Source organism: Desulfuromonas carbonis (genome assembly GCF_054658035.1).
Map to the genome: position 1 here is coordinate 1,699,703 of NZ_BAAHXR010000003.1, position 25,637 is coordinate 1,725,339.

The window sequence follows — 25,637 nt, forward strand, 5'->3', positions numbered from 1 at the left end:
AGCGCTTCCTTTTCAGCACCGGCCCCGCCAATTCCAGCAGGACTTATCTCGCCTCCGCATTTCCCGAAGCAATGCCTAGCCCGGGGCTGGGTCCGACTTGGGGCGCCGGCGTCGCCAGGCCCGCAGCAAGAGCATAATCAGCATGGCCGCGGCCGCCTGCTCCAGGAGGCGCAGGCCCGACGGCTGCCCGCTGTTCATCGCCAGGGTGATTTCAAGGCCGCTATAGCCGTAGATGCGGTTTGCCAGCCAGCCGAGGATGAGGGAACAACCGGCAATTGACGCGAGGTAGACCGCAGTGGCAGCGCCCCCCCAGTAGCGGCGAACGACGGTGATGGTCGCGGCGTTGGTGGCCGGGCCGGCAAGGAGAAAGACAAGGGCGGCGCCGGGGGAGAGCCCCTTGAGCACCAGGGCCGCGGCAATCGGCGTCGAAGCGCTGGCGCAGATGTAGAGAGGGATGCCGCTGGCAAGCATGATGAGCAGCGACAGTGGTTCGTTGTCGAGGTGGCGGGTGAAAAAATCGGCCGGCAGCAGGGCGTTCAGGGTGCCGGCGATGAGGATGCCGAGGAGAAGCCAGCGGCCGATGTCGTGCAGCAGCTCACCAAAGGCATAGTCAAGGCCGGCGCGCAGGCGCAAGCCGAGAGTGGCTGGTCGGGGCGGCGACGGGGAACTCCCGCCAGCGTTGCCCGGTCAGCCGCAGCCGGGCGTTGTTGCCACCGGCGGCGCGGGCCGGTCCTCGGGCAAAAGGTTGATCAGCACTCCGGTGACGGTGGCGGTGACAAAGGCCGCCACTGGCCGCAGCAGGGTCATCAGCGGATCAAAGAGGGCCCAGGTAATGGCGATGGAGTCGACCCCGGTCTCGGGAACCGACACCAAAAATGCGGCGGCCGGGCCCTTTCCCGCACCCTGGCGGCGCAGGCCGATGGCAGCCGGGATCACTCCGCAGGAACACAAGGGGAGGGGGATGCCGAAGAGGGAGGCCTTGAGAACCGCTCCCAGGGAGTTCGCCCCGAGGTGCCGGGTTATTGCCTGGTCGGAAATCAGGCCCCGGAGCAGCCCCGCGGCAAAAAAGCCGAAGAGGACGTAGGGGGCCGATTCGGCCAGGATCTGCCAGCAGGCGGCGAGGATGTCGAGCAGGATTCCAGGCATGAACAAGACCGGTGAAGAGGGTTTTCTTTTCGGAACGATTCCGGTATCGTGCGGCTCTGCATTCTAACCCGGGGACGATCCGAATGGCAAACGACAAACTGGTGGAAATCTTCTCCGACGGCGCCTGCTCCGGGAATCCCGGTCCCGGCGGCTGGGGCACGATCCTGCGCTACGACGGCAAGGTCAAGGAGCTCTCTGGCTATGCCCCGGAGACGACCAACAATCGCATGGAGTTGACCGGCGCCATCGCAGGGTTGTCCGCATTGAAGCGTCCCTGCCGGGTGAAGCTGACCACCGATTCCGAGTATGTCAAAAAGGGGATCACCGAGTGGATCGACGGCTGGGTGCGACGGGGCTGGAAGAACAGCCAGAAGAAAGACGTCGCCAATCGCGACCTCTGGGAAGAGCTGCTGGAACAGAGCCGCAGGCACCAGGTCGAGTGGCACTGGGTGCGCGGGCATGCCGGCCATGCCGAGAACGAGCGCTGCGACGAGCTCGCCCGGGCGGCGATCGCCGCCGGGCGCAGGTCTGATCGTCAGGCGTAACGGCGTGGCGGGAAAGTGGCGTCAGAGGAGTTCCCGCGCGTTCTCCTGGAAGTGGATCCGCCAGGGGTAGGGGTCCCGCATCCTGGCCGGGTCCTGGCTGGCGACCCATTCCAGGTCCTGCCGCTGCAGCTCGGTCTGGTCGAGGATCTCGTAATAATATTTCCCCCGTGCCCAGCGGGGGAGCAGCCACCCTTCCCGGTCGCCCCTGGCCACCGCCTGCTGCATGTACTCGTCCCCCCTCGCCTTGGAGCCCCCCATCGACTCGGGGAGGGCGTAGTAGCAGATCACCCGTGCGAATTCCACCCCGCCACCGCCAAACTCCGGTGCCACCGCCTCGATGCAGTCGAGCATCTTCTGGCAATGCTGCAGCCAGCCGATGTTGACGATTTTACCCGGCAGCGACATGCCGTCCTTGAAGTCGTACTGCACGGCCGTGACCCAGAAGAAGATCGCCTCGACCTCCCGCACTGTGAGACTGCCGGCGGCCTCCCAGGGCGGGGTCCCATCGCTGACGGCAGCGCGGAAGTCGGGATTGGTATACATCGCCCGCTCGGCATACTTCATCGCCCGGTGAAAAATCTCGCTCTGCTCCGAGCGCCCCTTGGTGTAGGCGGTGCCGAGCAGGATATGCAGGGTGCTGAGACGGGTCAGGGCCCGGTAGTCGGCAGGGTTCTCCGCCAGTACCTGCTGATATGCTGTAATCGCCCGCCGGACGCCGCCGGCATCGCCCGCCGTCGCAAACTCGCTTTCCGCCTGGTCCAGCAATGCCTTGGACGCAGCCGTCGGCTGGTTCCGGCCGGCAACGGGCCACTCCGCTCGCCAGGTCATACTGCAGCCGCCTGCCAGCAGCAGGACGGTCAGGGCCAATACCAAGCGAACGCAGTTTTTCATGGGCAGGCACTCCTTTGCCAAAGGGCTTCGAATGTTCTGAAGTCTAGCGGAGAAAGTGCCCTTTTCAAGGGACCTTCCCGGGGGCGGGCGCAATCCTTCTCGCCCCTCTCTGCCGATAGACATCGAATTATTCTGTGGTATGATTTGGACCGTTTTTACGTTCGCCACAACGGTGCCGGACGGGTCCCACCGGCTGTGCTCTGCTCCCCCGCCGGGACAGCTGACCCACCCGTTCGCCCCTTCCTTTGCCCGGGTTTTTCATGACCTTTGCCGTCGCCGCCAGCAATCTGCCTGCCGCCCCCTCCGGCGGGGAAGCGCCGCCCGATTTCGCCGCGCTCCTCTCGCTCGGGCTCTATGCCGGGATTGCGGTCTTCATTGTCGGTCTGCTGCTCCTGCTCGCCCGTAACCTCGGTCAGCGCAGCCATAGTTCCCTCAAGGGAGAGGCCTACGAGTCGGGGGTGGCGCCGACCGGTGCCGCCAAGCTCGGCGAGCCGGTCCCCTTCTATCTGGTGGCGATCTTCTTCATCGTCTTTGACGTCGAGATGATCTTTGTCGTCTCCTGGGCGGTGGCCTGGGATCTCCTCGGCTGGGCCGGGTTCCTGCAAATTACCTTCTTCATCGTCGTTCTCTTCGCCGGCCTCGCCTGGGTCTGGAAGATGGGCGGGCTCGACTGGGGGCCACGAATGCACCTCAAGGCACGTCCCGGGAGGGAGTCATGAGCAGCGAGCTGCCGCCGGGTGTGCTCCTCGCCTCCCTCGACGATGCCATCAACTGGGGGCGCAAGAACAGCCTGTGGCCGATGTTCTTCGGCCTTTCCTGCTGTTTCGTCGAGATGATGACGAGTATGACGCCCCGTTTCGACCTCGCCCGCTTCGGCGCCGAGGTGCTGCGCGGCTCTCCCCGCGAAGCCGACCTGATGGTCATCTCCGGGACCCCCTTCAAAAAGATGGGACCATCGATCCTGCGTCTCTACGAGCAGATGGCCAACCCCAAGTGGGTCATCTCCATGGGGAGCTGCTCCAACTCCGGCGGCATGTACGATGTCTACAGTGTCATCCAGGGGGTCAACCAGATTCTCCCGGTCGACGTCTACATCCCCGGTTGTCCGCCCCGCCCCGAAGCCTTCATGCAGGGGCTTCTCCTTCTCCAGGAGAAGATTGCCCGCGAGGAGCGTCCGGCGCGGCCGGTGCTGGGGCTGGCCGGCGGCAGCGAGGGGACGACGGTGCCGGTGCTGGTCGACGGGGTGAGCAAGAGCCGCGACCCGCGTGGCCCCGGCTACGGCAACGCGGCGATTCGCGGCAGTTCGCTGCAGCAGCCGAACTTCTGGCAGAGTCGCTCCGAGCAGATGTGGCGGCCCGACCAGCCGCAGATCGAATTCCCCGCGTCGACCGGCGACCTGCAGCAAGCCCTGGCCCAGCGCTTCGGCGCCAGCGTCACCGAGGACCCGCAGGGGCGGGACATGCCGACCCTGGTCACCGACGCCGCCACCGCCCCGCAGCTGCTGAAGTTTCTCAAGGAGGAGGCGCCGCAGCGCTTCCGGCGCCTCGAGGATCTCACCGCCGTTGACGAGAGCGCCCGCTCGAATCGCCAGGCGCATGACTTTACCCTGGTCTACCATCTCCTCAATTTTGACGATCCCGGCTACCTGCGGGTCAAGGTGCCGCTGACCGGCAGGGAGCCGGAAGTCCCCTCGATCACCGGGCTGTGGAAGAACGCCGACTGGTACGAGCGGGAGGTCTATGACATGTTCGGCATCCGCTTTGCCGGCCATGCCGATCTGCGCCGCATCCTCATGCCCGACTCCTGGGTCGGCCATCCGCTGCGCAAGGAGCACCCCTTCCGCGCCACCGAGATGGCCCCCTATACCGCGGAGACGGCGGCGACCATGATCCCCCGGGACGGCGGCGCCTTCTTCAAAGGACGGCGCCTGCCGGACGACCACGAGACGATGATTCTCAACCTCGGCCCGCATCATCCCGGCACCCATGGCGTGCTGCGCCTGGTGCTGCAGCTCGAGGGGGAGGAGATCGTCGACCTCGATGCCGACATCGGCTATCACCACCGCGGCGCCGAGAAGATGGGGGAGCGTCAGCACTGGAACCAGTTCATCCCCTACACCGACCGCATCGACTACCTCTCCGGGGTGCTCAACAACCACGCCTACCTCAACTCGGTCGAGACCCTGCTCGGCGTCGAGGTGCCGCCCCGCGCCCGCTACATCCGGGTGCTGCTCGACGAACTGTTCCGGATCAGCAACCACCTGGTCTGGCTCGGCACCTTCGGCCACGATGTCGGCGCCATGACCCCGGTCTTCTACGCCTTCGAGTCGCGGGAAAAGATCTTCGACATCGTCGAGATGATCACCGGCGGCCGCATGCACCCCTCCTGGTTCCGTATCGGCGGCGTCCCCGACGATCTCCCCGATGGCTGGAAGGCGGTGGTCGACACCTTCACCCGGGACTTCGCCGCGCGCATCGTCGAGTTCGAAAAACTCCTCACCGACGGTCCGATCTTCCGCGCCCGTACCGAGGGGATCGGGGTCATCTCCCGCGACGAGGCGATCGAGTGGGGCTTCTCGGGCCCCAACCTGCGCGCCACCGGCATGGCCTGGGACCTGCGCCGGGCGATGCCCTATTCGAGCTACGAGCAGTTCGATTTCGAGGTCGCCACGGCGACCGGCGGCGACTCCTTCGCCCGCTACCAGGTGCGGCTCGAGGAGATGCGCCAGAGCCTGAAGATCGTCCGGCAGGCGGCAGAACAGATGCCCTCCGGTCGCTGGATCAGCGATGACTACCGATATGTCTATCCGAAGCGGGGGGACGGGCTGCGCGACATCGAGAGCCTGATTCACCACTTTGTCAACGTCACCCGGGGGATGACCCCGCCGGTGGGGGAATGCTACCGGGGGATCGAATCTTCCAAGGGGGAGTGCGGCTACTACGCCGTTTCCGACGGCAACAACGTCCCCTACCGCATGCGTATCCGCACCCCGAGCTTCCCGCACCTGCAGGCGCTGCCGTTTTTGACCCGCGGCTGGCTGGTCGCTGATTTGATCACCATCCTCGGATCGATCGATTTCGTGCTGGCCGATCTCGATCGTTAGGGGGCGATATGGGACCTGTCGGACGGATAGAATTCAAGATAACAGGGAATTGATCACCGTATGGAGCTGCTTCTCACCGAAAACCAGATCGATACCTTCACGGCCCGGGCCGCCTCTGCCGAGCACCCGATGGAGATGGTGATCGACGTGCTGCGGGCGATCCAGGCCAACCATGGCTGGATTCCCGACGCCGGAATCGAGCTGGCGGCGCAGATCCTCGACACCAGCCCGCTGAAAATCGAGGAGCTGGCGACCTTCTACGACAAGCTCTACCGGCAGCCGGTCGGGCGCAAGGTGATCCATGTCTGCGATTCGATCTGCTGCTGGAGCCGCGGCGGCGAGGAGATTTACAGCTACCTGCAGCAGAAGCTCGGTATCGCCCCAGGCGGCACCAGCGCCGACGGCGCCTTCACCCTGCTGCCGACCTGCTGTCTCGGCGCCTGCGGCGAAAGCCCGGCGATGATGATCGGTTTCACCACCTACGGGGAGCTGACACCGGAGAAGGTCGATGCGATCCTGGAGCGAGAACGCGAGGCATGAGCGAACAAGTCCTCTTCAAGAATCGCCATCCGGGCGCGACCGTCTTCCTTGACGACTTTCGCAAGACCGGCGGCTATGAGGGCCTGGTCAAGGCGGTCAAGACCATGACCCCGGCCGCGGTGCGCGAGCTGATCAAGGATTCCGGGCTGCGCGGCCGTGGCGGCGCCGGTTTTTCGACCGGGCTGAAGTGGTCTTTTTTCCCGGCCGACCAGCCGGGGCCGAAATACCTGGTGGTCAACGGCGACGAGATGGAGCCGGGGACCTACAAGGACCGCCTGCTCATCGAGGCCGATCCGCACCAGGTAATCGAGGGGGTCATCGTTGCCGCCTATGCGTTGCAGGCGCCGGAGGCCTTTATCTTCATCCGCTATGCCTATGAGAAGTGCGTCGCCAACCTCGAACAGGCGATTGCTGAAGCGACCGCCGCCGGTTATCTCGGTAACGATATTCTCGGCAGCGGTTTCGGCCTGAAGATTCATGTTCATGGCAGCGCCGGACGCTACATCCTCGGTGAGGAGACCGCCCAGCTCAACGGGATCGAGGGGAAGCGCCCCAACCCGCGCAGCAAGCCCCCCTTCCCGGCGGTCAGGGGCCTCTTCGGCAAGCCGACCACGGTCAACAATGTCGAAACACTCGCCAATGTCCCGCATATCGTCATGAACGGCGCCGACTGGTTCAAGGACCTGGCGGCGACCGAGCGGGGTGCGGGGACCAAGCTTTACGGCCTCTCCGGTCATCTCGAACGGACCCCGTGCCTGGAACTCCCCCTCGGCACCACCCTGCGGGAGATCGTCGAGGAGCATGGCGGCGGGGTCTGGCAGGGAAAGAAATTCAAGGCCTGCCTCCCCGGCGGTGCTTCGACCCCCTTTCTGACGGCGGCGCACCTTGACACCCCCCTCGACTTCGAGGGACCGGAAGCCTATGGCAGCCGTCTCGGCACCGCTGGCGTGACGGTCTTCGACGAGACCACCTGCATGGTGCGGGCGACCCTCAACCTCAACCGCTTCTTCGCCCGCGAGAGCTGCGGCTGGTGCACTCCCTGCCGCGACGGCCTCCCCTACGTCAACTGGCTGCTGGAGAAGATCGAGAACGGTGCGGGGACCCCTGACGATATCGACAATCTGCGCGGCCAGATCCGCAATATCAACGGCCGTTCCTTCTGTGCCCTGGCGATGGGGGCGATGGGACCGGTGGAGAGCCTGCTGCGGCTCTTCGGCGAAGAGGTCGAGGATCATATCAAGCGGGGGAAGTGTCCCCTGAAAAGCTGATCAGCCACGGAGACACGGAAACCCAGAGTAAATGCAGAATCTTAATCTGTTGTCGGAACAGATTATCGGCGGGGCGATTGAAGTTCATCGCGAACTCGGGCCGGGGCTGCTGGAATCTCTTTACGAAAAAGCTCTTTGTTTTGAATTGGAAAGACGCAGTCTGTCAGTACAAAACCAGTTGGAAGTCCCGGTCCTGTACAAAGGCCAAAGGCTTGGGGTGCACCGCCTGGATCTGCTGGTGGAGTATCAGATCGTTGTTGAACTGAAGGCGGTCGACCGGTTCGACCCGGTTCATCAGGCACAGCTGCTTGGCTATATGAAACTCGCCCACAAGCCTCTGGGGCTGTTGATCAATTTCAACGTCCCCGTCCTCAAGGATGGGGTTAAGCGCATTGTGCTCTGAAGAGATTTTCTCCGTGTCTCTGTGTCTCTGTGGAAAAAAGGTCTTATGCCGACTCTGACCATCGACAACCGATCCATCACCGTTCCCGCCGGGACCAATGTTCTTGAGGCGGCGAAGGCGCTCGGCATCGTCATCCCGCACTTCTGTTACCACGAGGCGCTGGGGGCGGTGGGGGCCTGTCGCCTCTGCGCCATGAGGTTCGAGGATGGGCCGATCAAGGGGATCCAGATGGCCTGCATGGTCGAGGCGAAGGACGGCATGGTCGTCTCCACCGTCGATGCCGACGCCGCCGAGCAGCGCAGCCATGTCATCGAATGGCTGATGATGAACCATCCCCACGATTGCCCGGTCTGCGACGAAGGGGGCGAGTGTCAGCTCCAGGACATGACCATCGCCGGGGGGCACGGTATCCGCCGTTACCGCGGTCCGAAGCGGACCTGGAACAACCAGAACCTCGGGCCCTTCGTCGTTCAGGAGATGAACCGCTGCATCCAGTGCTACCGCTGCGTGCGCACCTACCAGGACTACTGCGGCGGCGACGATTTCGGCGTCATGGGGACGCGCAACCGCCTCTTCTTCGGCCGTTTCCGCGCCGGACGGCTGGAGAGCCCCTTCTCCGCCAATATCGTCGATGCCTGCCCGACCGGGGTCTTTACCGACAAGACCTATCGCTTCAAGTCCCGTTACTGGGACTTGCAGGAGGCGCCGTCGATCTGTCCTCACTGCAGCCTCGGTTGCGCCGTCATCCCCGGCGCCCGCTACCGGGAGCTGCAGCGGGTGCGCTCCGGCATCAACCGCCAGACCAACGGCTTCTTCATCTGCGATCGGGGCCGCTTCGGTTACGGCCATGCCAACCACCCCGACCGGCCGCGCCATCCCCGCGTCGACGGCAACCGCGTCGACTGGCGCGAGGCGCTGCTGGCCCTGGGGGGCCGGATCGCCGCCCAGGTCAAGGCCCACGGTCCGGCCAGCATTGCTTTTCTCGGTTCCCCCCGTGCTTCGCTCGAGGCGAACTGGCTTCTCGGGCGCTGGGCCGGGTCGATCGGCAGCGACCGGATCCTCTTCGATCCCCATCCGCAGCGTGATCGTGCCGCCCGCACCCTCGCCGCCGGTCTCGGCGATCTCACCCGCAGCCAGGAAGAGATCCGTCACAGCGATTTCATCCTGCTGGTCGGCGCCGACCCCCTCGCCGAGGGGCCGATGCTGGCGCTGGCGATCCGCCAGGCGGTCCGGCGCGGCGCCCGGGTCGCGATCCTCGATCCGCGTCCGGTGACCCTCCCCTGTGCCGCCACCCACCTGCCGCTGCCGCCGGAGCAGTTGCCCATCGCCCTGGCTGCCCTGGTCACGGGCGACTTCGCCCCCTTCAGCCGCCAGCAGCAGAGCCTGCTCGCCGGAATCGCCGCCCGCCTCGACCAGACGCAGCGACCGGTGCTGCTTGGTGGCAGCGACCTGCTCGGCGCCACGGGGGTTGATGCCCTGCTCGCGACGGCCCGCCATTTTGACCGCCCCGAGCGCCGCTGCGGCGCTGCCCTGCTCCTCGCCGCGCCCAACAGTTACGGGGCCGCGCTCCTCGCCGGCGATCGCCCTGACGCCGACCATCTGCTCGACGCCATGCTTGCCGGTGCGGTCCGGAGCCTGGTCTGCCTTGAATGCGATCCGTTTCAGGATCACCCCGACCCCGGCCGGGTCGAGGCCGCCCTGGCGCGACTCGAACTGCTGGTGGTGCTGGATGCCGTTCCGGGGCAGGCCGGACCGCGGGCGGCGATCTTCCTGCCGACCACGGTGCCGGCGGAGAGCGCCGGCAGCTTTGTCAACCAGGAGGGGCGGATGCTCGCTTTTGCCACTGCCTTTGCCCCCGGCCTTCCGATTTCTGTGACCGGCGCTGGTGACCATCCGCCGCGCAGCTTCCGGCTCGATACCCCCGGCGACGAGCCGCGCCCGGCCTGGCAGCTGCTCGCCCTTTTGGCCGGCCTGGAGCCGGAGCTGGAAACGGTGCGCGCGGCCCTGGCCGTTGCCGACCCGCGTTTTGCCGGGCTGGTGGGTCTCGATCCCGAAGGGGAGGGGGTGCGCGTCAGCGGTTCCGGTCAGCAGCCTCCAGCACCGGTGCGGCCGCGCCCTCACTGTGTTCCGGCGGGAACCCTGCGGCTGTTGCCGGTGGAGAGCTTTGCCGGATCGGAGCTCCTGGCCAGCCTCTCGGCGCCGCTGGCGCCGCTGCGTCCGGAGCCGGAGGTGCTGCTCCACCCCGACGACGCCGGCCGCTTCGGTCTCGTCTCCGGCGCGGCGGTCCGCATCGCCACGCGCTTCGGCCAGCTTCAGGCCCGGGTCCGGGTGGTGACCGAGATGGCCTCCGGGCTCGTGATTGTTCCGCGCCTGCGTGGCAGCAGCCTCGCCTGTCTCGTCCCCGGCGGCCCGGCCGACGAATGTGAGATCGCCCGAGGGGAGGACCCATGACGCCCTTGCTCGTCACCCTGGTGCTGATTCTCGTCAAGCTCGCCCTGGTCTTCGGCGTGATCCTGACCATGGCTGCCTACATCGTCCTTGCCGAGCGCAAGCTTCTGGGGCGCATGCAACTGCGCTACGGACCGAACCGGGTCGGCCCCTTCGGTCTGATGCAGCCCCTCGCCGACCTGATCAAGATGCTCACCAAGGAAGATGTCTGTCCGGCCCATGCCGACAAATGGCTCTTCATGATCTCGCCGGGCCTGGCGGCGGTGACCGCCCTGCTCGCTTTCGCCGTCGTCCCTTTCGGCCCGCCGCTGACCCTCTTCGGACAGACGGTGCCGATGGTGGTCTGCGATCTCAACGTCGGCGTCCTCTACTTTCTCGGACTCTCCTCCCTGGCGGTCTATGGCATCGCCCTGGGGGGGTGGGCCTCCAACTCCAAGTATGCCCTGCTCGGCGCGATCCGCGGCCTCGCCCAGCTGATCTCCTACGAGCTTTCCATGGGGCTGGCGGTGGTGCCGGTGATCCTTGCGTCCCGCTCTTTTTCCCTGACCGATATCGTCAACGCCCAGGCGAGTTACCCCTTTGCGGTCACCCATCCCCTCGCCTTCCTGATCTTCCTGGTCAGCGTCGCCGCCGAGAGCAAGCGTATCCCCTTCGATATCCCCGAGGCGGAGAACGAACTGGTCGCCGGCTTCCACACCGAGTACTCGGGGATGCGTTTCGGGCTTTTTTTCGTCGGTGAATATATCAACATGATCATCCTCGGCTCGATGACCACCGTCTTCTTTCTCGGCGGCTGGCACGGGCCGCTGCTGCCGCCGGTGCTCTGGTTCCTGCTCAAGGTGATGGCGGTCTGTTTCGTCTTTATCTGGGTGCGTGGCACCATGCCGCGGCTGCGTTACGACCAGCTGATGCATTTCGGCTGGAAATTCCTGGTCCCGGTGGCGCTGGTCAATGTGGTGATTACCGGGGCGGTAATGCTCTGGCTGAAGGGATAGATTTTGAATCTCTGGCGTGACATCCGTGGCACCATCGAGCCCTTCTGGGTAACGCTGCGCAACATGCTGCGCAAGCCGGTGACGATCCAGTACCCGGAAGAGAAGCGCACCCCCTATCCGCGTTACCGGGCGCGCATGGTCCTGACCCGCGACCCCGGGGGGGAAGAGCGTTGCGTCGCCTGCTATCTCTGCAGCGCCGCCTGCCCGGTCGACTGCATCTCGATGCAGGCGGCGGAGCGGGAGGACGGCCGGCGCTATGCGGCCTGGTTCCGGATCAACTTCAGCCGCTGCATCTTCTGCGGACTCTGCGCCGAGGCCTGCCCGACCCTGGCGATCCAGATGAGTCCCGATTACGAGATCTGCAACCGCGACCCTTTGAAGCTGGTCTGGGAAAAGGAAGACCTGCTGATCGCCGACGGCGGCAAGGACAAGGAGTATAGTTTCTACGCTCACGCCGGTATCGGCGTCGGCCAACCCCGCGGCGCGGGGGCGGAAGAATCGCCGGTGGCGGATATCAAGTCCAACCTGCCCTGAAGGGGCAATTTTGAATTTTGAATGGCAGATTATGAATTCAATTCAAAATTCAAAATTCACAATTCGAAATTAGCACTTATGGCCTCAGCACTTTTCTACATCCTTTCCGCTACCGCCCTGGTCGCTACCGGCCTGTGCATTACCCGGCGCAACCCGGTGCATGCGGTCATCTACCTGGTCAACGCCTTTTTCGCGCTGGCGCTCCTCTTCTACCTGCTCGGCGCGCCGCTGGTGGCGGCCTGGGAGGTGATCATCTACGCCGGCGCCATCATGGTCCTCTTCCTCTTTATCATCATGATGCTGGAGCTGACGCCGGATCAGGACCTGAAAGGGCCCGGCTGGCTGCGCTGGGGGCCGGTGGTGGCCCTGACCCTGGTGCTGGTGAGCTGTACCCTGCTGCTGGTCGTAGCCGACCCCGGCGGCGCCGATGGCGTCCCCCGCTACTACGCGTCGCCGCGGGTCTTCGGTTATGCGCTCTTCAAGGAATACGCCCTGGCGGTGGAGATCGTCTCCTTCCAGCTCCTCTTTGCCGCCGTGGGCGCCTTCTATGTCGGCCGGACCGACGGCGGCCGCCGTCGCAGGAGCGAATCATGATCGTGCCGATCGAACATATCCTGATGGTCTCCGGGGCGATGTTCATTATGGGCCTCGCCTGCGTCCTGGCGCGGCGCAACCTGATCATGATCCTGATCGGCGCCGAAATCATGCTCAACGCCGTCGGTCTCGCGCTGGTCGGCGGCAGCGCCCTCTGGCAGCAGGTCGACGGCCAGATCTTTGTGATCTTTCTGATGGCGATGACTTCCGCCGAAGTCTCCATCTCCCTGGCGATGGTCGTCTACCTGCGCAAGCGCAAAGGGACGGTCAACGCCGACGCTTTCAACGGGATGCAGGGATGAACGACTCGCTCCTCTTTCTGATTCCGCTGCTGCCGCTCCTCTGCGGGGTGCTCAATGCCCTCTTCGGCATGCGCCTGCCGCGGCTCCTCTCCGAGGCGCTGGCGGTCTGCGGCGTCCTTGCGGCGGCAGTGCTGGCGAGTCTCTTCGCCTTCCGTGCCGCGGGGACGGGAACCAGCGCCACCCTCTACACCTGGGTGGCGACCGGTGAGTTGTCGATCCCGGTGACGATCCTCTTCGACCATCTCGCCGCCAGCATGACCCTGATGGTCTGCTGGGTTTCGACCCTGATCCATCTTTACGCCATCGGCTACATGCGCGACGAACCCGACTACGCGCGCTTTTTCGCCCTGCTCAACCTCTTCGTCTTCGCCATGCTGACGATTGTCCTCTCCGACAACCTGCTTCTCCTCTTCCTCGGCTGGGAGGGGGTCGGGGTCTGCTCCTACGGCCTGATCGGCTACTGGTACCAGAAGGGGGAGAATGCCGACGCCGGGCGCAAGGCGTTTCTTGTCACCCGCGTCGGCGACGTCTTCCTTTCCGTTGCCATGCTCTGGCTCTTCGGCCTCTTCGGCACCCTCTCGCTGAGCGGGATCAATAGCCAGGCGGCGACCCTGCCGCCGGCGACGCTCACCCTCCTGACCCTGCTGCTGCTGGCCGGCGCCTGCGGCAAGAGCGCCCAGCTGCCGCTGATGACCTGGCTTCCCGACGCCATGGCCGGCCCGACGCCGGTTTCGGCACTGATTCACGCCGCGACCATGGTCACGGCCGGTGTCTACCTCCTCTGCCGGCTCTTCCCGCTGGTCTCCCTCTCGTCGGTCGGCCTGGCGGCAATCGCTACTGTTGGCGCCGCCACCGCCCTCTACGCGGCGACCTGCGCCCTGGCGCAGCGGGAGATCAAGAAGGTGCTTGCCTATTCGACCATGAGCCAGATCGGCTACATGTTCCTGGCGGTCGGTGCCGGGACAGTGACCGGGGCGATGTTTCACCTCTTCACCCATGCCTTTTTCAAGGCGCTCCTCTTCATGGGGGCGGGCGGCGTGATTCACCTCTGCGGTGGTGAGAACGACATTCATCGCATGGGCGGCCTGGCGCGCCGGGCGCCGCTCCTCTTCGGTTTCTTCCTCGCCGGCGCCCTTTGCCTGGCGGGAGTGCCGCTGACCGGGGGCTTCTTTTCCAAGGACCTGATCCTGCTCGCCGCCTACAGCGGCGGCGGCTATTACCGCATTCTCTGGGGGGTCGGCCTGCTGACTGCCTTCCTGACCGCCCTCTATACCTTCCGTCTGGTCTACCTGGTCTTTGCCGGGACGCCACGCAGTGAGGTTCATCCGCATCCCCTGCCCGGTCTGATGATCTGGACCCTGCCGCTGCTGGCGCTCCTCGGCCTCGGCGGCGGCCTCTTCAACCTCCCCCCGCTCTTTGGCGGTAGTGAACAGCTCGCGCAGCTTTTCGGCTCTGCCGGGGGCCGGGAAATCAACGCCGATCACCACCTCGAACTGCTCCTGGCCGGGGCTTCGGCGCTGGTGGTCGCAGCCGGCTGGCTCCTCGCCCACTGGCGCTATCGCCGCTTTGCCGGGGAACTCCCCGGCGCCGGCAGTCGCTTCCTGTTGCAGGGTTGGCGGGCCGATGCCCTGGTCGAACTGGTGCTGCTGAAACCGTTTCGGTGGGTCGCTGCCTTCTGCTGGCAGGGGAGCGACGGCGCCTTGATTGACGGCATTCTGAATGGCCTGGCGCGCAGCTGCGCCGGGCTCGGCGACCGGCTGCGGCAACTGACTACGGGCCGGGTCTCCCATTACCTGCAGGGACTCGCCTGGGGACTGCTGCTGATTCTCGGCTGGCTGCTGCTGGCCACCGTCGGCGGGGGAGGAGCGTGATGAACCCTTTGCCGAGCTTCCCCTGGCTGTCGCTGCTGGTCTTTCTTCCCCTGGCCGGCGCCTTCCTCTGCGTGCTGCGCCGCCACGAACCGGTCGAATGCCGGGCGCTGGCGCTGGCGACGAGCCTGGTGCTGTTCGGGGTGACCCTCTGGCTTTTCGTCCGCTTTCACGCCGGCAGCAGCGACTGGTTCCTGTTCGAGGATTTCGCCTGGATTCCCCGCTACGGCATCCGCTTCACCCTCGGTCTCGACGGGCTGTCGCTGCTGATGGTCTTGCTGACCGGCTTTTTGCAGGTGGTGGCGATCCTCGTCTCCTGGCCGGTAAAGCGCCACGGCCCCCTCTTTTTTGCCCTGCTGCTCCTGCTCGAGTCGGGGCTGATGGGGGTCTTCCTTGCCCTCGACATGGTCCTCTTCTACCTCTTCTGGGAGGTCATGCTGATTCCGATGTTCTTCCTGATCGGCGTCTGGGGGCATGAACGGCGGCTTTACGCGGCCACCAAGTTCTTCCTGTACACCCTTGCCGGCAGCCTGCTGATGCTGGTGGCGCTCCTCGCGCTTTATCTGCTCCATGGCGAGCAGACCGGTCTCTACAGCTTCGCCCTCGCCGACCTGATCAAGACCGAGCTGACGACCGGCCAGAGCTGGCTTCTTTTTGCCGGGTTCATGCTGGCTTTTGCCATCAAAACGCCGCTGATCCCCTTTCACACCTGGCTTCCCGACGCCCACACCGAAGCGCCGACCGCCGGCTCCGTCGATCTGGCCGGCCTGCTTCTCAAGACCGGTGTTTACGGCCTGCTGCGTATCGCCTTCCCCCTCTTCCCGGGGCCGACGGCGGCCTTCCTGCCGTTTCTCGGCGCCTTGGCCGTAGGCGGCATCTTCTACGGCGCCTGGATCGCCACCGCCCAGGTCGATGCCAAGCGGCTGGTCGCCTACTCCTCGGTCTCCCATCTCGGCTACGTCATCCTCGGCCTCACTGCCTGGAATGCCACCGCCCTTTCCGGCAGCATTCTGCAGATGGTTAACCACGGCATCACCACCGGTGCGCTCTTCTGCATGATCGGCATGATCGATTCCCGCGCCAAAACCCGGCAACTCGACAGCCTGGGCGGGCTCTGGGCGCGGATGCCGGTGCTGTCGGGCTTTTTCCTCTTCTTCTCGCTCGCTTCCCTCGGCCTGCCGGGGCTCAACAACTTTACCGGCGAGATCATCATCCTCCTCGGCACCTTCAAGGTGCACCCCGTGCTGACGATTCTTGCCGCCGCCGGCGTGGTGCTGTCCGCCGCCTACATGCTGCGGCTGGTGCGGGAGATCCTCTGGGGCCCCCCCTTGGGCACTGACCCCTGGCCCGACCTGACCCTGCGGGAAGGGTTGATCCTGGTGCCGATGGCGATCCTGGTGGTCTGGCTCGGGCTCTATCCGGCGACCTTCCTCGCCCCCCTCGACGGCACCCTCGCCAATCTTCTTCACAGCGGTGCCAGCCTTGCCCAGGCGGGAGGCGCCCCATGACCGCCCTTCAGCTGCAAGCCCTGCTGCCGATCCTGATCCTCGCCCTTGGCGCCACGGCGCTGCTGATGCTCGGCGCCTGGTGGCCGGCACGGCGGCCGCTCTTTATCGCCGGAGCGGGCCTCGCCCTGGTCGCCGCTCTTGTCGCCGGCGCCGTTCCTCCGGCGCAGCTGGAGGTCGCCGGTCTCTTCGGTGCCGGTCCTTATGCCCGTTTCTTCGCCATCTTCTGGAGCCTGACGGCGGCGCTGACCCTGCTGCTGTCGCTGCGCTACGCCGAGGACCGGGCCTTCCCTGCCGGCGAGTTCGTTTCGCTGGTCCTCTTTGCCGCGGCCGGCATGGCGCTCCTTTCCGCGGCGACTTCGCTGGTCGGCATCTTCCTCGGTCTCGAATCCTTTACCCTCGCCCTCTACATTCTCATCGCCTTCGACAAGCAGGGAGAGATGGGGGCCGAGGCCGGGCTCAAGTACCTGGTGCTCGGCGCGGTGACGACCGGCTTTACCGCCTTCGCCATTGCCCTGATCTATGTCAGCGCCGGGAGCTTCCACCTTCCCGAGGCGCTCGGTGCGGTCACCGCAGCCGGGACCCTGCGTCCGGTGGCGCTGCTCGGTTGGGGAATGCTGCTGGTGGCGGTCGGCTTCAAGGTTTCGCTGGTCCCCTTCCATCTCTGGACTCCGGATGTCTACCAGGGGGCGCCGGCGCCCGTCACCGGGCTTCTCTCCAGCGGCTCCAAGGGCGCGGTTTTCGCCGCCCTGGTGCTCCTCTTTGCCGGTTTCGAGAATGTGGCGGAGCTCGATTCGCTGCTCTGGATGCTGGCAGCCGTCACCATGGTGATCGGGACCCTCAGCGCCCTGCCGCAGCAGAATGTCAAGCGCATGCTCGCCTACTCCTCGGTGGCGCACATGGGGTATGTCCTCACCGGCCTGCTCGCCGGCGGCGCGGCCGGGCGCAGCGCCGTGGTCTTCTACATCGTCGCTTACGGCGTCGTCAGCATCGGCGCCTTCGGGGTCATCGCTTCCTGTTCCGGCCCGGAGGGTGAACCGCAGGATTACAACGACTGGCGCGGTCTCGGTTATCGCTACCCCTTCCGCGCCGGAGCTCTCGGCGTCTTCCTCTTCTCCCTCGCCGGGGTGCCGCCGACCGCCGGCTTCATCGGCAAGTTCGGCATCTTCTACGCCGCCATGCGCGCCGGCTATCACTGGCTGGCGGTCATCGGCGTCGCCGCCTCCGTCATCTCCACTTACTACTACCTGCGGCTGGTGATTATCATGTTCATGAGCGACCAGACCGCTCCCGACCTCCATCCCGGCCATCCCCGCGAACATGCCGCGCTGATGGTCTGCCTCTTCGCCACTCTGTTACTCGGTTTCTACCCCGGGCCCTTGCTTGACCTTATTGGAGCGATCGTGCCGTAAAGGGAAATCCCGGCGGCAAGGGATTCGCTGCCAGGTAGAATCAGGATGTGCTTTGAAATGAACAGCCGCCCGGCAGTCCCGCTGCCGGGCGGCTGTTTTTTATGGAAAACCCCGGTTCCATGAAAGAATTTGATGTACATTTGTCCGGTTGAGTGAATAAATATGGAAAATCTCTGCTATGTCTCAGCCTCAGGAGGCGCCACATGAGAGGACGGGTTCATCTGCTGGCGATGTTGCTGGGTTGTCTGGTTCTGGCCGGCTGCGCCACGCTGGAAGTTGCGTCGGTCAAGCCGCAGCCACCCGATATGCAAATCCGCAAGAAATACCCGGTCAAGGCTGCCCTCCTTATCCCCCGCTCTACCCTCGATCTCAACTCCATGACCCAGTTGCCGAACAGCTGCTGGGGGAGCCTTGAGGTGACCAAATACCCGTTTGGCAATTCCTTTCGAGAAATTCTCACCGGAACTTTCTCCCAACTCTTTGACAGCGTCGAGGTAATCAGCGGGTTCTCCGCCGATGAGTCTTTCGATCTCGTCATAGAGGCGAACCTGACCTTCCTCGGCTACAAGCTCGGGTGCGGCGCGGATCCGGGGTTGTTTTTCCAGGCAGACGGCAAGGTCAAGCTCTATGACAGCCAGTATCGGGAGATCTGGTCGGGCTACCAGGGATCAGTCAAGGAGGGAATCCACCAGTCTTGGAAGGGACCGGATCAGGTCGATACAGACATTGGTAACATGCTCGCCACTTTGGCTGGGAGGCTCGCCCAGGAGCTGACCATGTCCCCGCAGCTTGCCAGCTTCCTGTTGAACCGTAATCAGCATCAGGAGAGCTATGCCGCGGTCGCGGTGCGCAGTGCTTCACCGGCTGCCGTCATCCGTTCGGATGTTGATGAATTGCCCACCGTCGAACCACTGCTGGACCGAAACGCCTATGCCTTGGTGATTGGCATCGAACGCTATCGGCAGCAGCTTCCCGCTGCTGACTTCGCGGTTCACGACGCCGAGATGGTCGCCAAGTATCTCACCGGCGTGCTCGGCTACCCGGAAGAGAACGTCGTCACCCTCACCAACGACCACGCCGCCCTCGGCGACTTCGTCAAATACTTTGAAAAGTGGCTACCGAACCAGGTCGAGTCAGGGGGGAAGGTATTCGTTTATTTCTCCGGCCACGGTGCGCCGGATCCGAAGAGCGGAGCGGCCTACCTCGTCCCCTATGACGGCGACCCGGCCTTCATCGCCGAGACCGGCTACTCCCTGAAGCGGATGTACGCCGCCCTCGGCAAGCTGCCGGCGGCGGAAATCATCGTCGCCCTCGATTCCTGCTTCTCCGGGGCGGGCGGGCGCTCGGTGATCGCCAAAGGGGCGCGGGCTATTACCCTCAACCTTAAGGCGACCGCGCCGCCGCCCGCGAACATGACAGTCCTGGCGGCATCCAGTGGCGAACAGATGAGCTCGACCTACGCCGAGAAGGGGCACGGCCTCTTCACCTATTACCTGCTCAAGGGGATCAAGAACGAAGACGTGGTCGCTCCGAGCGGCAAGCTGCGCATCGACGATCTCTTCGCCTACCTGCAACCACAGGTGGAACGGGTGGCGCGCAAGCAGTTCAATAACGAGCAGACGCCGCAGCTGATTGGGGCTGGCAAATGACTGGCGATGCCCCATCCATTGTCAAAAGGAACATTATGAATACTTTGCCACGCTGGTCGTTACAGGTGCTTCGATTTGCCATAATCCTGGGCCTCGGCCTTGTTTCCTTGACGGCGTGCAGCGGGACACCTATCTACCGGGCAGCACCTGAGAACGTCGCGAAACTCAGCCCTGCTGAGGCTAAGCAAGCAATCGGTCAGCTGGTTCAACTGGGTGTAGGTGCTACTTCGAATTACTCTCGACCATTGCGCGGTTTCGAGATCAAGACTGACCGGATCGATCTCAATTTCGATTCTGTCGGCATAATCTCCTGTCCGTTCGAGTACATGGCCCCAGCGGTTGCCGATTATGGCATCATGGCGACGGGTCAACGCTTTGGAGTCGGGCTCGGCGAAATGTGCGGTGTCGATTTTTGGTTCGAAAAAAGGGAAGATGCCATCACCTTGGCTAATGCCCTTTTGGTCATGAAGCAACAGGCTGAGGCGATTCCTGCACTCCCAGCCGGGGCACCTGCCATTGCTCAACCAGCCGTCCCGGCCGTAAAGTCCGATGTGGACGACTTACCGCCGGGAGCGGTCAAATCACTGCCCAACGCCTACGCTATTGTCGTCGGCATCGAACACTATCGGCAGAAGCTCCCCCCTGCTGATTTCGCTATCGCCGATGCGCGGACCGTGACCACCTATCTTACCAAGGTTCTCGGCTACCCCGAAGAAAACGTGGTGACCCTTCTCAACGACCGCGCCAGCAACGTCGATCTCGCCAAATACTTCGAAAAATGGCTACCGAACAACGTCGAGCCCGGCGCGACGGTCTTTGTCTACTACTCCGGCCATGGCGCGCCCAATCCCAAGACCGGCGACGCCTATCTGGTCCCCTACGATGGCGATCCCGCTTTCATCGACGAGACCGGCTATTCGCTGAAACGGATGTATGCTGCACTGGGCAAGTTGCCGGCAAAGTCCATCGTTGTCGCCCTCGATTCCTGCTTCTCCGGTGCCGGTGGTCGCTCGGTCATCGCCCAGGGGACCCGGTCGATTACCCTGAATTTAAAAGCGCAGACCCCTGCGGCTCAGAATATGACGGTGCTGGCGGCATCCAGTGGTGAACAGACCAGTTCCACCTACGCCGAGAAGGGGCACGGCCTCTTCACCTACTTCCTTCTCAAAGGAATCAAGAACGAGGATGTCATTGCTGCTGACGGCACCCTGCGCCTCGACGATCTCTTCGCTTACCTCAGCCCGCAGGTCGAGCGAGTGGCGCGCAGGCAGTTTAACAATGAGCAGACGCCGCAATGGATCGGGGCGATCAAGTAATAAGTGATTAATCCGGGAAGAGGGTTGCCATGAAGGGATCGAGCAGGATGCGCTGGCTTGTGCTTGGAATGTTGTTTCTCCTGACGGCCTGCGCGAGAGTGCCGCTGGCCCTTCCGGAGACAGACGCCCAGATGAAACGCCTGACCCCGCCGCCGGGGAAGGCGCTGCTCTATGTTTACCGTGGGTTTTCCCCCGCTGGCGCGGCGGTTGTGGCTGAGCCGGAGGTGGATGGTCAAAGGCTGGGTGGCCTGGCACCCAGGAATTTCCTGGTGGCCCAACTGGAACCGGGAAAGCATTTGTACAAACGCGGCAGCAGCGGCATTCCCCTGTATGCCAAGGCTGGAGAGACCTACTTTATCGAGGCGACGGTCTCCGGGGGAGATGCCCAGGTCGCAGAGGCGGCAGCCCGCAAGAAGTTGGCGGGTTGCACGCTCATCTACGAGAGCGACGAGCCGATCGTGATCGGGCAGACCAGGGCGCAACCAGCGGCCCCTCCCTCGGCCACAGGGGCACCGCCCCCCGTCATCACCTCGGATGTCGATGAACTGCCGGTCGTCCGGCGGCCCGAGCGTGCCAACGCCTACGCGGTGGTCATCGGTATCGAAAACTACCGGCAGAATCTTCCAGCTGCCCCCTTTGCCCGGCATGACGCCGAAACGGTCACCGCCTATCTGATCGAGACCCTCGGCTATCCTGAAGAACATGTCGTCACCCTGACCAACGATCGGGCCGCCAAAAGCGACTTTGAAAAATATTTCGAAAAGTGGCTTCCCAACCAGGTCGAGCCCGGCGCCACCCTCTTTGTCTACTACTCCGGTCACGGCGCGCCGAATTCAAAGAGCGGAGATGCTTACCTCGTCCCCTACGACGGCGATCCGGCTTTTCTCGAAGAGACCGGTTACTCGCTGAAACGCCTCTATGCCGCCCTTGGCAGACTCCCGGCGAAAGAGATCACCGTCGCCCTCGATGCCTGCTTCTCCGGGGCCGGTGGGCGCTCGGTCATCGCCCAGGGGACCCGCTCCATCGCGCTCAACTTGAAAGCGCAGACGCCGCTGGCTGGAAACCTGACCGTCCTCGCGGCGTCGAGCGGCGAACAGACCAGCTCGACCTACGCCGAGAAAGGACACGGCCTCTTTACCTACTTCCTGCTCAAGGGGATCAAGAACGAAGAGGTGGTCATGGCGGATGGTACCCTGCGTCTCGACGACCTCTTCGCCTACCTGCAGCCGCAGGTGGAGAGGGTGGCCCGCAGGGAGTACAACAACGAGCAGACACCGCAACTGATCGGGGTAGGGCGCCTGACGCCAACCGGGACGGGCATATCGCCGTAAAGGAACTGGTCGGCAAAGAGTTGGACGGTTTGGGGAGTTGGCTTGCTGAGGCCGCTTTTCAGCGTGTGGTCAACCAGGTTGCGAGCAGGAAGATGCCGGCAAAGAGGAGCAGCAGGAGCCACGCCAACGCACTGTGGCGCGGCGAAACTGCGGGCCTGAGCGGCAGGCCGCGGTTTGCGTAGAGAAAAAGGGCGATGCCGGCGCCCCCGGCCAGCAGGGCGGGAATCACAACACCCGGGCCCGGGTCCGGCCACCGCGTCAGAAATATCACTGCGGCCGTGAAGCCGCCCGCCGCCGTCATCCCTCCCAGGAGCTTGCCGAGCAGCCACGGCAGCCGTTTCCATTCCGCCAGAAATCCCCTATGCTCTGCCACAACAACCTCCAGTGACTCTGCAGCGAACCGGCGCAGCAGGCTCAGTCCCCCTTGTTCCTGCTGCGACGAACGAAGAAGAGAGCGATGGCGCCGAGCATCAGGCAGGCGAAGCCGACCCGGAAATTGGTGTCGAGGGCAAACCTTGGCGCGGTCAGGCTGTCATAGAGGAAGAAGGCGCCGATGTTGACCATGGCAATGCCGTAGATGGTGGCCAGTGTGCGGGTCAGGCGGGGGTCCCGTTTCGGTTTTTGCGGCAGTGGGGGCATGGGAAATTATCCGGGTAAATGGATTTGAGCCTGCGCCGATGATTGCGGCGAATGCCTGGGGATCAGACAGTTTTCAGCTGAACATGCGGCGGAAGAGCCCCTTCTTCTCCTGCTCGCGGCGATCGAGGAGGGTGCGCAGACCGCGCCGGGCGAGGCCGTGGCGGGCGTCGAGCTTGAGCGCCTTGTTGAAGTCCCCTTCTGCCAGGGAATCCTGGCCGGCATCGAGGAGCATCCACCCCTTGAAGGCATAGCCGTCGGCAGTGCGCTCCAGGGTCAGGGCGCGATTGACCAGCTGCTTGGCCTTCTCCATCATCGCCCGGCTGTTGCCATTCTTCGGATTGCGATAAATGGCCCAGCCGAGGTGGGCCAGGTAATCACCGTTCTGAGGTTCGATGTTACAGGCGTCCTGCAGGGCCTTTTCCGCGTTGTCCCACTCCTCCATCTCGATAAAGACCTTCCCCGACTGGGACTGGACCTGGGCCTGAAAGCGGTCGTCCCCCTTCTGGCCGAGGCCGACCCGCTCGGAGCCGAGCAGTTCGTCGTAGCGCTCCTTCTTGACCACGTCGGAGAGGGTGTCGTAGGCGTTGGCGACGGTGGCGAGGATGTCCTGAACCATGGCCGCTTCCTCACCGACGAGGCGCATCAGGGCATCGGGACCGAATTCGCGGGTAATGGCGAAGTACCTTTCCTTGACCTTGTCGAAGCTGAAACGGGCTGGAGTGAGGTTGAAGATCTCATAGTAGTTCTTCCCCTTCAGGTCGCTCGCCATCTGCCGGACTTTTTTCGCCAGGGCGAACTCGTAACGCTCATCGTCCGGAGGGGCCTGCGCCGGTGTCGGCAGTTCCGCCGACCCTTCCGCTTCGACCACGTCGGCAAAGCTCTCCAGCGTCTCTTCTTCCGGCGCCGCATCCTCCTCGTCATCCTCCTGGATGGCGTTGAAGAGGGTGCGCAGGGGGATCGGCCCGGGGCCGGCCGGAGTCAGGGGTGCCGGGGCGAACTGGAGCATGTCGAACGACTGCAGGGTCTGCACCAGCGGGAGCAGCCCTTCGCGGCGATCGAGAAGGGCGAAAAGGGTGCGGGAGCCGTCGATCTTGAGCAGCGCCTGGCGTTCCTCCTCGCTGAGGGGGAGGAAGTTGATGTAGCGATAGTAGTCACCGCCGGGGGCGATATAGTGGCTTCCGCATTCGGCAAGAAAGCGGCGCAACCGCTCCCGGGGCGGAGTCCGGTGATACCCCTGGTAGATCAGCCGCGGCACGTTGATGGTGACGACCTGAAGGAAGTCGGGAGCGGGCATTGGCTCGATCCCGATAGTCACTGGCGGCCGGGCGAAGCCGGCGAGGAGTTCGTTGGAAAGGTAGCCGAGCTTCTCCTCGAGGAGCCCCGGGTAATCGAGACAGCCGAGCTGGACCAGGGTATCGTGGCGCTCGCCGCCGCTGCTGGTGTAGAAAGCGTACTCCTCGGCCGAGATCTTGCCGCGCTGGCGCAGGTAATCGCCGAAATTGGCCGCCGTGAATCCCGGCCGCAAGGCGACCGGGGACCCATTGACAAAGGTCAGCGTCCGTTCGCCGTCCGCGTAGTGGAACCGGAGGTTGCCGCTGAACCGCTCCCGAAAGGCGCGCAGAAGATGCTGGTCGAAGGGGGCGGGATGAGGTGAAGGTTCGACCGCCGCTGGCACCGCGGTCGGGGTTTCGCCGGCAGGTGGAATATTGTTCCGCGGTTCTTCTGTTGCGGCAGGGGGCGCTGTGGCGGGGCGGCCGGCTGCGCTGAGCATTTCCTGAATGGCTGCAAGGAGTGCGGCGGCGCGAAACGGTTTTTCGAGGTAGTGGCTGACCCCGAGAGCCCGGGCGGCCTGGACGTACCTGTCGCCACGGTAGATGCCGCTGATGACGACCACCGGCAGGTCCCGGGTCCGGGGGCTCTGGCGCAGCTTTTTGAGCAGCTCGACGCCGTGCAGGCCCGGAAGCTTGAGGTCGAGCAGGAGCAGGTCGGGCGGAGTCCGAACAATCATGCCGAGGGCGGTGACGCCGTCGGCCGCCCGGGTCACCGCAAAACCGTTGCGCTCCAGCAGGCCGCCGACGGCCTTGGCGACCGATTCGTTGTCTTCGGCAATCAGGATCGTGATGGCCATGCCAATGCCAGTTCCTTGCGAGTCAGCGGTGCAGCTGATAGCGGCGAACCGCCCGGTTGTGTTCGGCCAGGGTCGCGGAGAAGGCGTGGCTGCCGTCGCCGCGGGCGACAAAGTAAAGATAGTCGACCGCTGCCGGATGGGCCGCCGCGGTCAGGGCCGCGCTGCCGGGGCTGGCGATCGGCCCTGGCGGCAAACCGGCGATGCGATAGGTATTGTAGGGCGTCTTTGCGGCCAGATGCGCGCGGGTCAGGTTGCCGTCGAAATCGGTAATCCCGTAGATCACCGTCGGGTCGGCCTGCAGCGGCATCCGGCGCTGCAGGCGGTTGCTGAATACGGCGGCGATCAGCGGCATCTCGGTCTCACTGCCTGCCTCTTTTTGCACGATCGATGCCAGTGTCACCAGCTGGTGTTCGTCGAGCCCCTGCTCCCGGGCGGCCGCAATCAGTTCCGGGGTGAGGCGGCGGCGAAATTCCGCGACCATCATCTGCAGGATAGCCTCGGGTGAAGTGCCCGCGGCCAGGCTGTAGGTCTCCGGAAAAAGGTAGCCCTCGAGGCTCCCGGCCGGAATGCCGAGGGTATGGACAAAGCTGGCGTCCTGACCGAGGCGTAAAATCTCCCGGGCATCGGCGAGCCCCTTGGCTTCAATCCGGGCTGCGATTTCCCGCAGGGTCCACCCCTCGGGGATGGTCAGGGTGGTCCGCAGGACATCTCCCGCCACCAGCCGGTCGAGGATTTCCCCCGGCGTCGCTGCGTTGCTGAAGCGGTAGGTTCCGGCCTGCACCCGGTTGCCGGCGCTGCGCCAGCGGGCCAGGAGTTGCAACGGCAGGGCCTCGCTGACAACGCCGTTGGCGGCCAGGGTGCGGGCGATGGTGGCGAAGGGTGCGCCGCGGTGGACCGTAACCTCGGTCCCGGGCGGTGGCGTGATCGGCGTCAACAAAAATTGCCCGATCAGCAGGGTGCCGATCAGAAGCGGCAGCAGCAGGGCGAAGAGGAGGAGGGCGGTTCGTCGGCTCATGGTCT

Annotated in this window: 23 protein-coding genes and 1 pseudogene; 17 read left to right on the forward strand and 7 right to left on the reverse strand. The window is 64.4% G+C overall.

Going from position 1 to position 25,637, the window contains the following annotated elements:
• Positions 1-75: 75 nt before the first annotated feature.
• Positions 76-1,146 (reverse strand): annotated as a pseudogene (locus ACYQ8E_RS14730) (SO_0444 family Cu/Zn efflux transporter).
• Between the two features lie 83 nt (positions 1,147-1,229).
• Here ACYQ8E_RS14730 and rnhA point away from each other — a divergent pair.
• Entirely contained in the window at positions 1,230-1,691 is a 462-nt protein-coding gene (gene rnhA / locus ACYQ8E_RS14735) for a ribonuclease HI (RefSeq protein ID WP_066724272.1), read from the forward strand.
• Positions 1,692-1,712: 21 nt separating this feature from the next.
• Here rnhA and ACYQ8E_RS14740 read toward each other — a convergent pair whose 3' ends face one another.
• Positions 1,713-2,582 carry a TRAP transporter TatT component family protein gene (locus ACYQ8E_RS14740; protein WP_459861242.1) on the reverse strand — a complete coding sequence of 290 codons (870 nt, stop codon included), beginning with the start codon at positions 2,580-2,582 and terminating at the stop codon, positions 1,713-1,715.
• A 260-nt stretch (positions 2,583-2,842) separates the two neighbouring features.
• Between ACYQ8E_RS14740 and ACYQ8E_RS14745 the strand changes: the two genes are divergently transcribed.
• From ACYQ8E_RS14745 to ACYQ8E_RS14810, 14 genes are all read left to right on the forward strand, one after another.
• On the forward strand, positions 2,843-3,301 hold the full coding sequence (locus ACYQ8E_RS14745) for an NADH-quinone oxidoreductase subunit A (RefSeq protein ID WP_459861244.1): 459 nt from the start codon (positions 2,843-2,845) through the stop codon (positions 3,299-3,301).
• Positions 3,298-5,685: an NADH-quinone oxidoreductase subunit B/C/D gene (locus tag ACYQ8E_RS14750; protein ID WP_459861246.1), complete on the forward strand. Its 2,388-nt coding sequence runs from the start codon at positions 3,298-3,300 to the stop codon at positions 5,683-5,685. The genes ACYQ8E_RS14745 and ACYQ8E_RS14750 overlap by 4 nt, the downstream gene beginning before the upstream one ends.
• A gap of 60 nt (positions 5,686-5,745) precedes the next feature.
• The gene (gene nuoE, locus ACYQ8E_RS14755) at positions 5,746-6,225 is read left to right on the forward strand and encodes an NADH-quinone oxidoreductase subunit NuoE (RefSeq protein ID WP_459861248.1); all 480 of its coding nucleotides are present in this window, start codon (positions 5,746-5,748) and stop codon (positions 6,223-6,225) included.
• Positions 6,222-7,493 (forward strand): NADH-quinone oxidoreductase subunit NuoF, encoded by a 1,272-nt coding sequence (nuoF, locus tag ACYQ8E_RS14760; RefSeq protein WP_459861250.1) that lies wholly within the window; start codon positions 6,222-6,224, stop codon positions 7,491-7,493. The genes nuoE and nuoF overlap by 4 nt, the downstream gene beginning before the upstream one ends.
• Positions 7,494-7,524: 31 nt before the next feature.
• Positions 7,525-7,896 (forward strand): GxxExxY protein, encoded by a 372-nt coding sequence (locus ACYQ8E_RS14765; RefSeq protein ID WP_459861252.1) that lies wholly within the window; start codon positions 7,525-7,527, stop codon positions 7,894-7,896.
• Between the two features lie 45 nt (positions 7,897-7,941).
• A complete protein-coding gene (nuoG, locus tag ACYQ8E_RS14770; RefSeq protein ID WP_459861253.1) occupies positions 7,942-10,347 on the forward strand; it encodes an NADH-quinone oxidoreductase subunit NuoG in 2,406 nt (801 codons plus the stop codon).
• Positions 10,344-11,339 (forward strand): NADH-quinone oxidoreductase subunit NuoH, encoded by a 996-nt coding sequence (gene nuoH / locus ACYQ8E_RS14775; RefSeq protein WP_066724293.1) that lies wholly within the window; start codon positions 10,344-10,346, stop codon positions 11,337-11,339. The genes nuoG and nuoH overlap by 4 nt, the downstream gene beginning before the upstream one ends.
• Before the next feature lie 3 nt (positions 11,340-11,342).
• A complete protein-coding gene (gene nuoI / locus ACYQ8E_RS14780) occupies positions 11,343-11,873 on the forward strand; it encodes an NADH-quinone oxidoreductase subunit NuoI (RefSeq protein ID WP_066724295.1) in 531 nt (176 codons plus the stop codon).
• Between the two features lie 78 nt (positions 11,874-11,951).
• Positions 11,952-12,467: an NADH-quinone oxidoreductase subunit J family protein gene (locus ACYQ8E_RS14785; protein ID WP_066729663.1), complete on the forward strand. Its 516-nt coding sequence runs from the start codon at positions 11,952-11,954 to the stop codon at positions 12,465-12,467.
• Positions 12,464-12,769: an NADH-quinone oxidoreductase subunit NuoK gene (gene nuoK, locus ACYQ8E_RS14790; protein WP_459861256.1), complete on the forward strand. Its 306-nt coding sequence runs from the start codon at positions 12,464-12,466 to the stop codon at positions 12,767-12,769. Before ACYQ8E_RS14785 ends, nuoK begins: the two co-directional genes overlap by 4 nt.
• Positions 12,766-14,640, forward strand: a complete 1,875-nt coding sequence (nuoL, locus tag ACYQ8E_RS14795; protein WP_459861258.1) for an NADH-quinone oxidoreductase subunit L — start codon at positions 12,766-12,768, stop codon at positions 14,638-14,640. Before nuoK ends, nuoL begins: the two co-directional genes overlap by 4 nt.
• Positions 14,640-16,145, forward strand: a complete 1,506-nt coding sequence (locus ACYQ8E_RS14800) for a complex I subunit 4 family protein (protein ID WP_459861260.1) — start codon at positions 14,640-14,642, stop codon at positions 16,143-16,145. The genes nuoL and ACYQ8E_RS14800 overlap by 1 nt, the downstream gene beginning before the upstream one ends.
• On the forward strand, positions 16,142-17,554 hold the full coding sequence (locus ACYQ8E_RS14805) for an NADH-quinone oxidoreductase subunit N (protein WP_459861262.1): 1,413 nt from the start codon (positions 16,142-16,144) through the stop codon (positions 17,552-17,554). Before ACYQ8E_RS14800 ends, ACYQ8E_RS14805 begins: the two co-directional genes overlap by 4 nt.
• Before the next feature lie 203 nt (positions 17,555-17,757).
• A complete protein-coding gene (locus ACYQ8E_RS14810; protein WP_066724307.1) occupies positions 17,758-19,203 on the forward strand; it encodes a caspase family protein in 1,446 nt (481 codons plus the stop codon).
• Positions 19,204-19,262: 59 nt separating this feature from the next.
• Here ACYQ8E_RS14810 and ACYQ8E_RS14815 read toward each other — a convergent pair whose 3' ends face one another.
• Positions 19,263-19,676: a hypothetical protein gene (locus ACYQ8E_RS14815; RefSeq protein ID WP_459861265.1), complete on the reverse strand. Its 414-nt coding sequence runs from the start codon at positions 19,674-19,676 to the stop codon at positions 19,263-19,265.
• Positions 19,677-19,754: 78 nt separating this feature from the next.
• Here ACYQ8E_RS14815 and ACYQ8E_RS14820 point away from each other — a divergent pair, with 78 nt between their 5' ends.
• Positions 19,755-20,519, forward strand: a complete 765-nt coding sequence (locus ACYQ8E_RS14820; protein ID WP_197463721.1) for a caspase family protein — start codon at positions 19,755-19,757, stop codon at positions 20,517-20,519.
• Positions 20,520-20,650: 131 nt separating this feature from the next.
• Positions 20,651-21,850 (forward strand): caspase family protein, encoded by a 1,200-nt coding sequence (locus ACYQ8E_RS14825; protein ID WP_197463722.1) that lies wholly within the window; start codon positions 20,651-20,653, stop codon positions 21,848-21,850.
• A 58-nt stretch (positions 21,851-21,908) separates the two neighbouring features.
• Here the strand turns inward: ACYQ8E_RS14825 and ACYQ8E_RS14830 are convergent, their stop codons facing one another.
• The 4 genes from ACYQ8E_RS14830 to mltG all read right to left on the reverse strand — a co-directional run bounded on the left by ACYQ8E_RS14830 (position 21,909) and on the right by mltG (position 25,632).
• The gene (locus ACYQ8E_RS14830) at positions 21,909-22,223 is read right to left on the reverse strand and encodes a hypothetical protein (RefSeq protein ID WP_066724315.1); all 315 of its coding nucleotides are present in this window, start codon (positions 22,221-22,223) and stop codon (positions 21,909-21,911) included.
• A gap of 41 nt (positions 22,224-22,264) precedes the next feature.
• On the reverse strand, positions 22,265-22,489 hold the full coding sequence (locus ACYQ8E_RS14835) for a hypothetical protein (protein WP_066724318.1): 225 nt from the start codon (positions 22,487-22,489) through the stop codon (positions 22,265-22,267).
• A 73-nt stretch (positions 22,490-22,562) separates the two neighbouring features.
• Positions 22,563-24,617 carry a response regulator gene (locus tag ACYQ8E_RS14840; protein WP_066724321.1) on the reverse strand — a complete coding sequence of 685 codons (2,055 nt, stop codon included), beginning with the start codon at positions 24,615-24,617 and terminating at the stop codon, positions 22,563-22,565.
• Between the two features lie 22 nt (positions 24,618-24,639).
• Positions 24,640-25,632 (reverse strand): endolytic transglycosylase MltG, encoded by a 993-nt coding sequence (gene mltG, locus ACYQ8E_RS14845; RefSeq protein WP_066724324.1) that lies wholly within the window; start codon positions 25,630-25,632, stop codon positions 24,640-24,642.
• Positions 25,633-25,637: the final 5 nt, after the last annotated feature.

What these genes read in the sequence shown, in the direction of transcription:
- rnhA (WP_066724272.1), top strand. Translation starts at nt 1,230, where the DNA reads ATGGCAAACGACAAACTGGTGGAAATCTTCTCCGACGGCGCCTGCTCC.
- ACYQ8E_RS14740 (WP_459861242.1), bottom strand. Translation starts at nt 2,582, where the DNA reads ATGAAAAACTGCGTTCGCTTGGTATTGGCCCTGACCGTCCTGCTGCTG.
- ACYQ8E_RS14745 (WP_459861244.1), top strand. Translation starts at nt 2,843, where the DNA reads ATGACCTTTGCCGTCGCCGCCAGCAATCTGCCTGCCGCCCCCTCCGGC.
- ACYQ8E_RS14750 (WP_459861246.1), top strand. Translation starts at nt 3,298, where the DNA reads ATGAGCAGCGAGCTGCCGCCGGGTGTGCTCCTCGCCTCCCTCGACGAT.
- nuoE (WP_459861248.1), top strand. Translation starts at nt 5,746, where the DNA reads ATGGAGCTGCTTCTCACCGAAAACCAGATCGATACCTTCACGGCCCGG.
- nuoF (WP_459861250.1), top strand. Translation starts at nt 6,222, where the DNA reads ATGAGCGAACAAGTCCTCTTCAAGAATCGCCATCCGGGCGCGACCGTC.
- ACYQ8E_RS14765 (WP_459861252.1), top strand. Translation starts at nt 7,525, where the DNA reads ATGCAGAATCTTAATCTGTTGTCGGAACAGATTATCGGCGGGGCGATT.
- nuoG (WP_459861253.1), top strand. Translation starts at nt 7,942, where the DNA reads ATGCCGACTCTGACCATCGACAACCGATCCATCACCGTTCCCGCCGGG.
- nuoH (WP_066724293.1), top strand. Translation starts at nt 10,344, where the DNA reads ATGACGCCCTTGCTCGTCACCCTGGTGCTGATTCTCGTCAAGCTCGCC.
- ACYQ8E_RS14785 (WP_066729663.1), top strand. Translation starts at nt 11,952, where the DNA reads ATGGCCTCAGCACTTTTCTACATCCTTTCCGCTACCGCCCTGGTCGCT.
- nuoK (WP_459861256.1), top strand. Translation starts at nt 12,464, where the DNA reads ATGATCGTGCCGATCGAACATATCCTGATGGTCTCCGGGGCGATGTTC.
- nuoL (WP_459861258.1), top strand. Translation starts at nt 12,766, where the DNA reads ATGAACGACTCGCTCCTCTTTCTGATTCCGCTGCTGCCGCTCCTCTGC.
- ACYQ8E_RS14800 (WP_459861260.1), top strand. Translation starts at nt 14,640, where the DNA reads ATGAACCCTTTGCCGAGCTTCCCCTGGCTGTCGCTGCTGGTCTTTCTT.
- ACYQ8E_RS14805 (WP_459861262.1), top strand. Translation starts at nt 16,142, where the DNA reads ATGACCGCCCTTCAGCTGCAAGCCCTGCTGCCGATCCTGATCCTCGCC.
- ACYQ8E_RS14810 (WP_066724307.1), top strand. Translation starts at nt 17,758, where the DNA reads ATGAGAGGACGGGTTCATCTGCTGGCGATGTTGCTGGGTTGTCTGGTT.
- ACYQ8E_RS14825 (WP_197463722.1), top strand. Translation starts at nt 20,651, where the DNA reads ATGAAACGCCTGACCCCGCCGCCGGGGAAGGCGCTGCTCTATGTTTAC.
- ACYQ8E_RS14835 (WP_066724318.1), bottom strand. Translation starts at nt 22,489, where the DNA reads ATGCCCCCACTGCCGCAAAAACCGAAACGGGACCCCCGCCTGACCCGC.
- ACYQ8E_RS14840 (WP_066724321.1), bottom strand. Translation starts at nt 24,617, where the DNA reads ATGGCCATCACGATCCTGATTGCCGAAGACAACGAATCGGTCGCCAAG.
- mltG (WP_066724324.1), bottom strand. Translation starts at nt 25,632, where the DNA reads ATGAGCCGACGAACCGCCCTCCTCCTCTTCGCCCTGCTGCTGCCGCTT.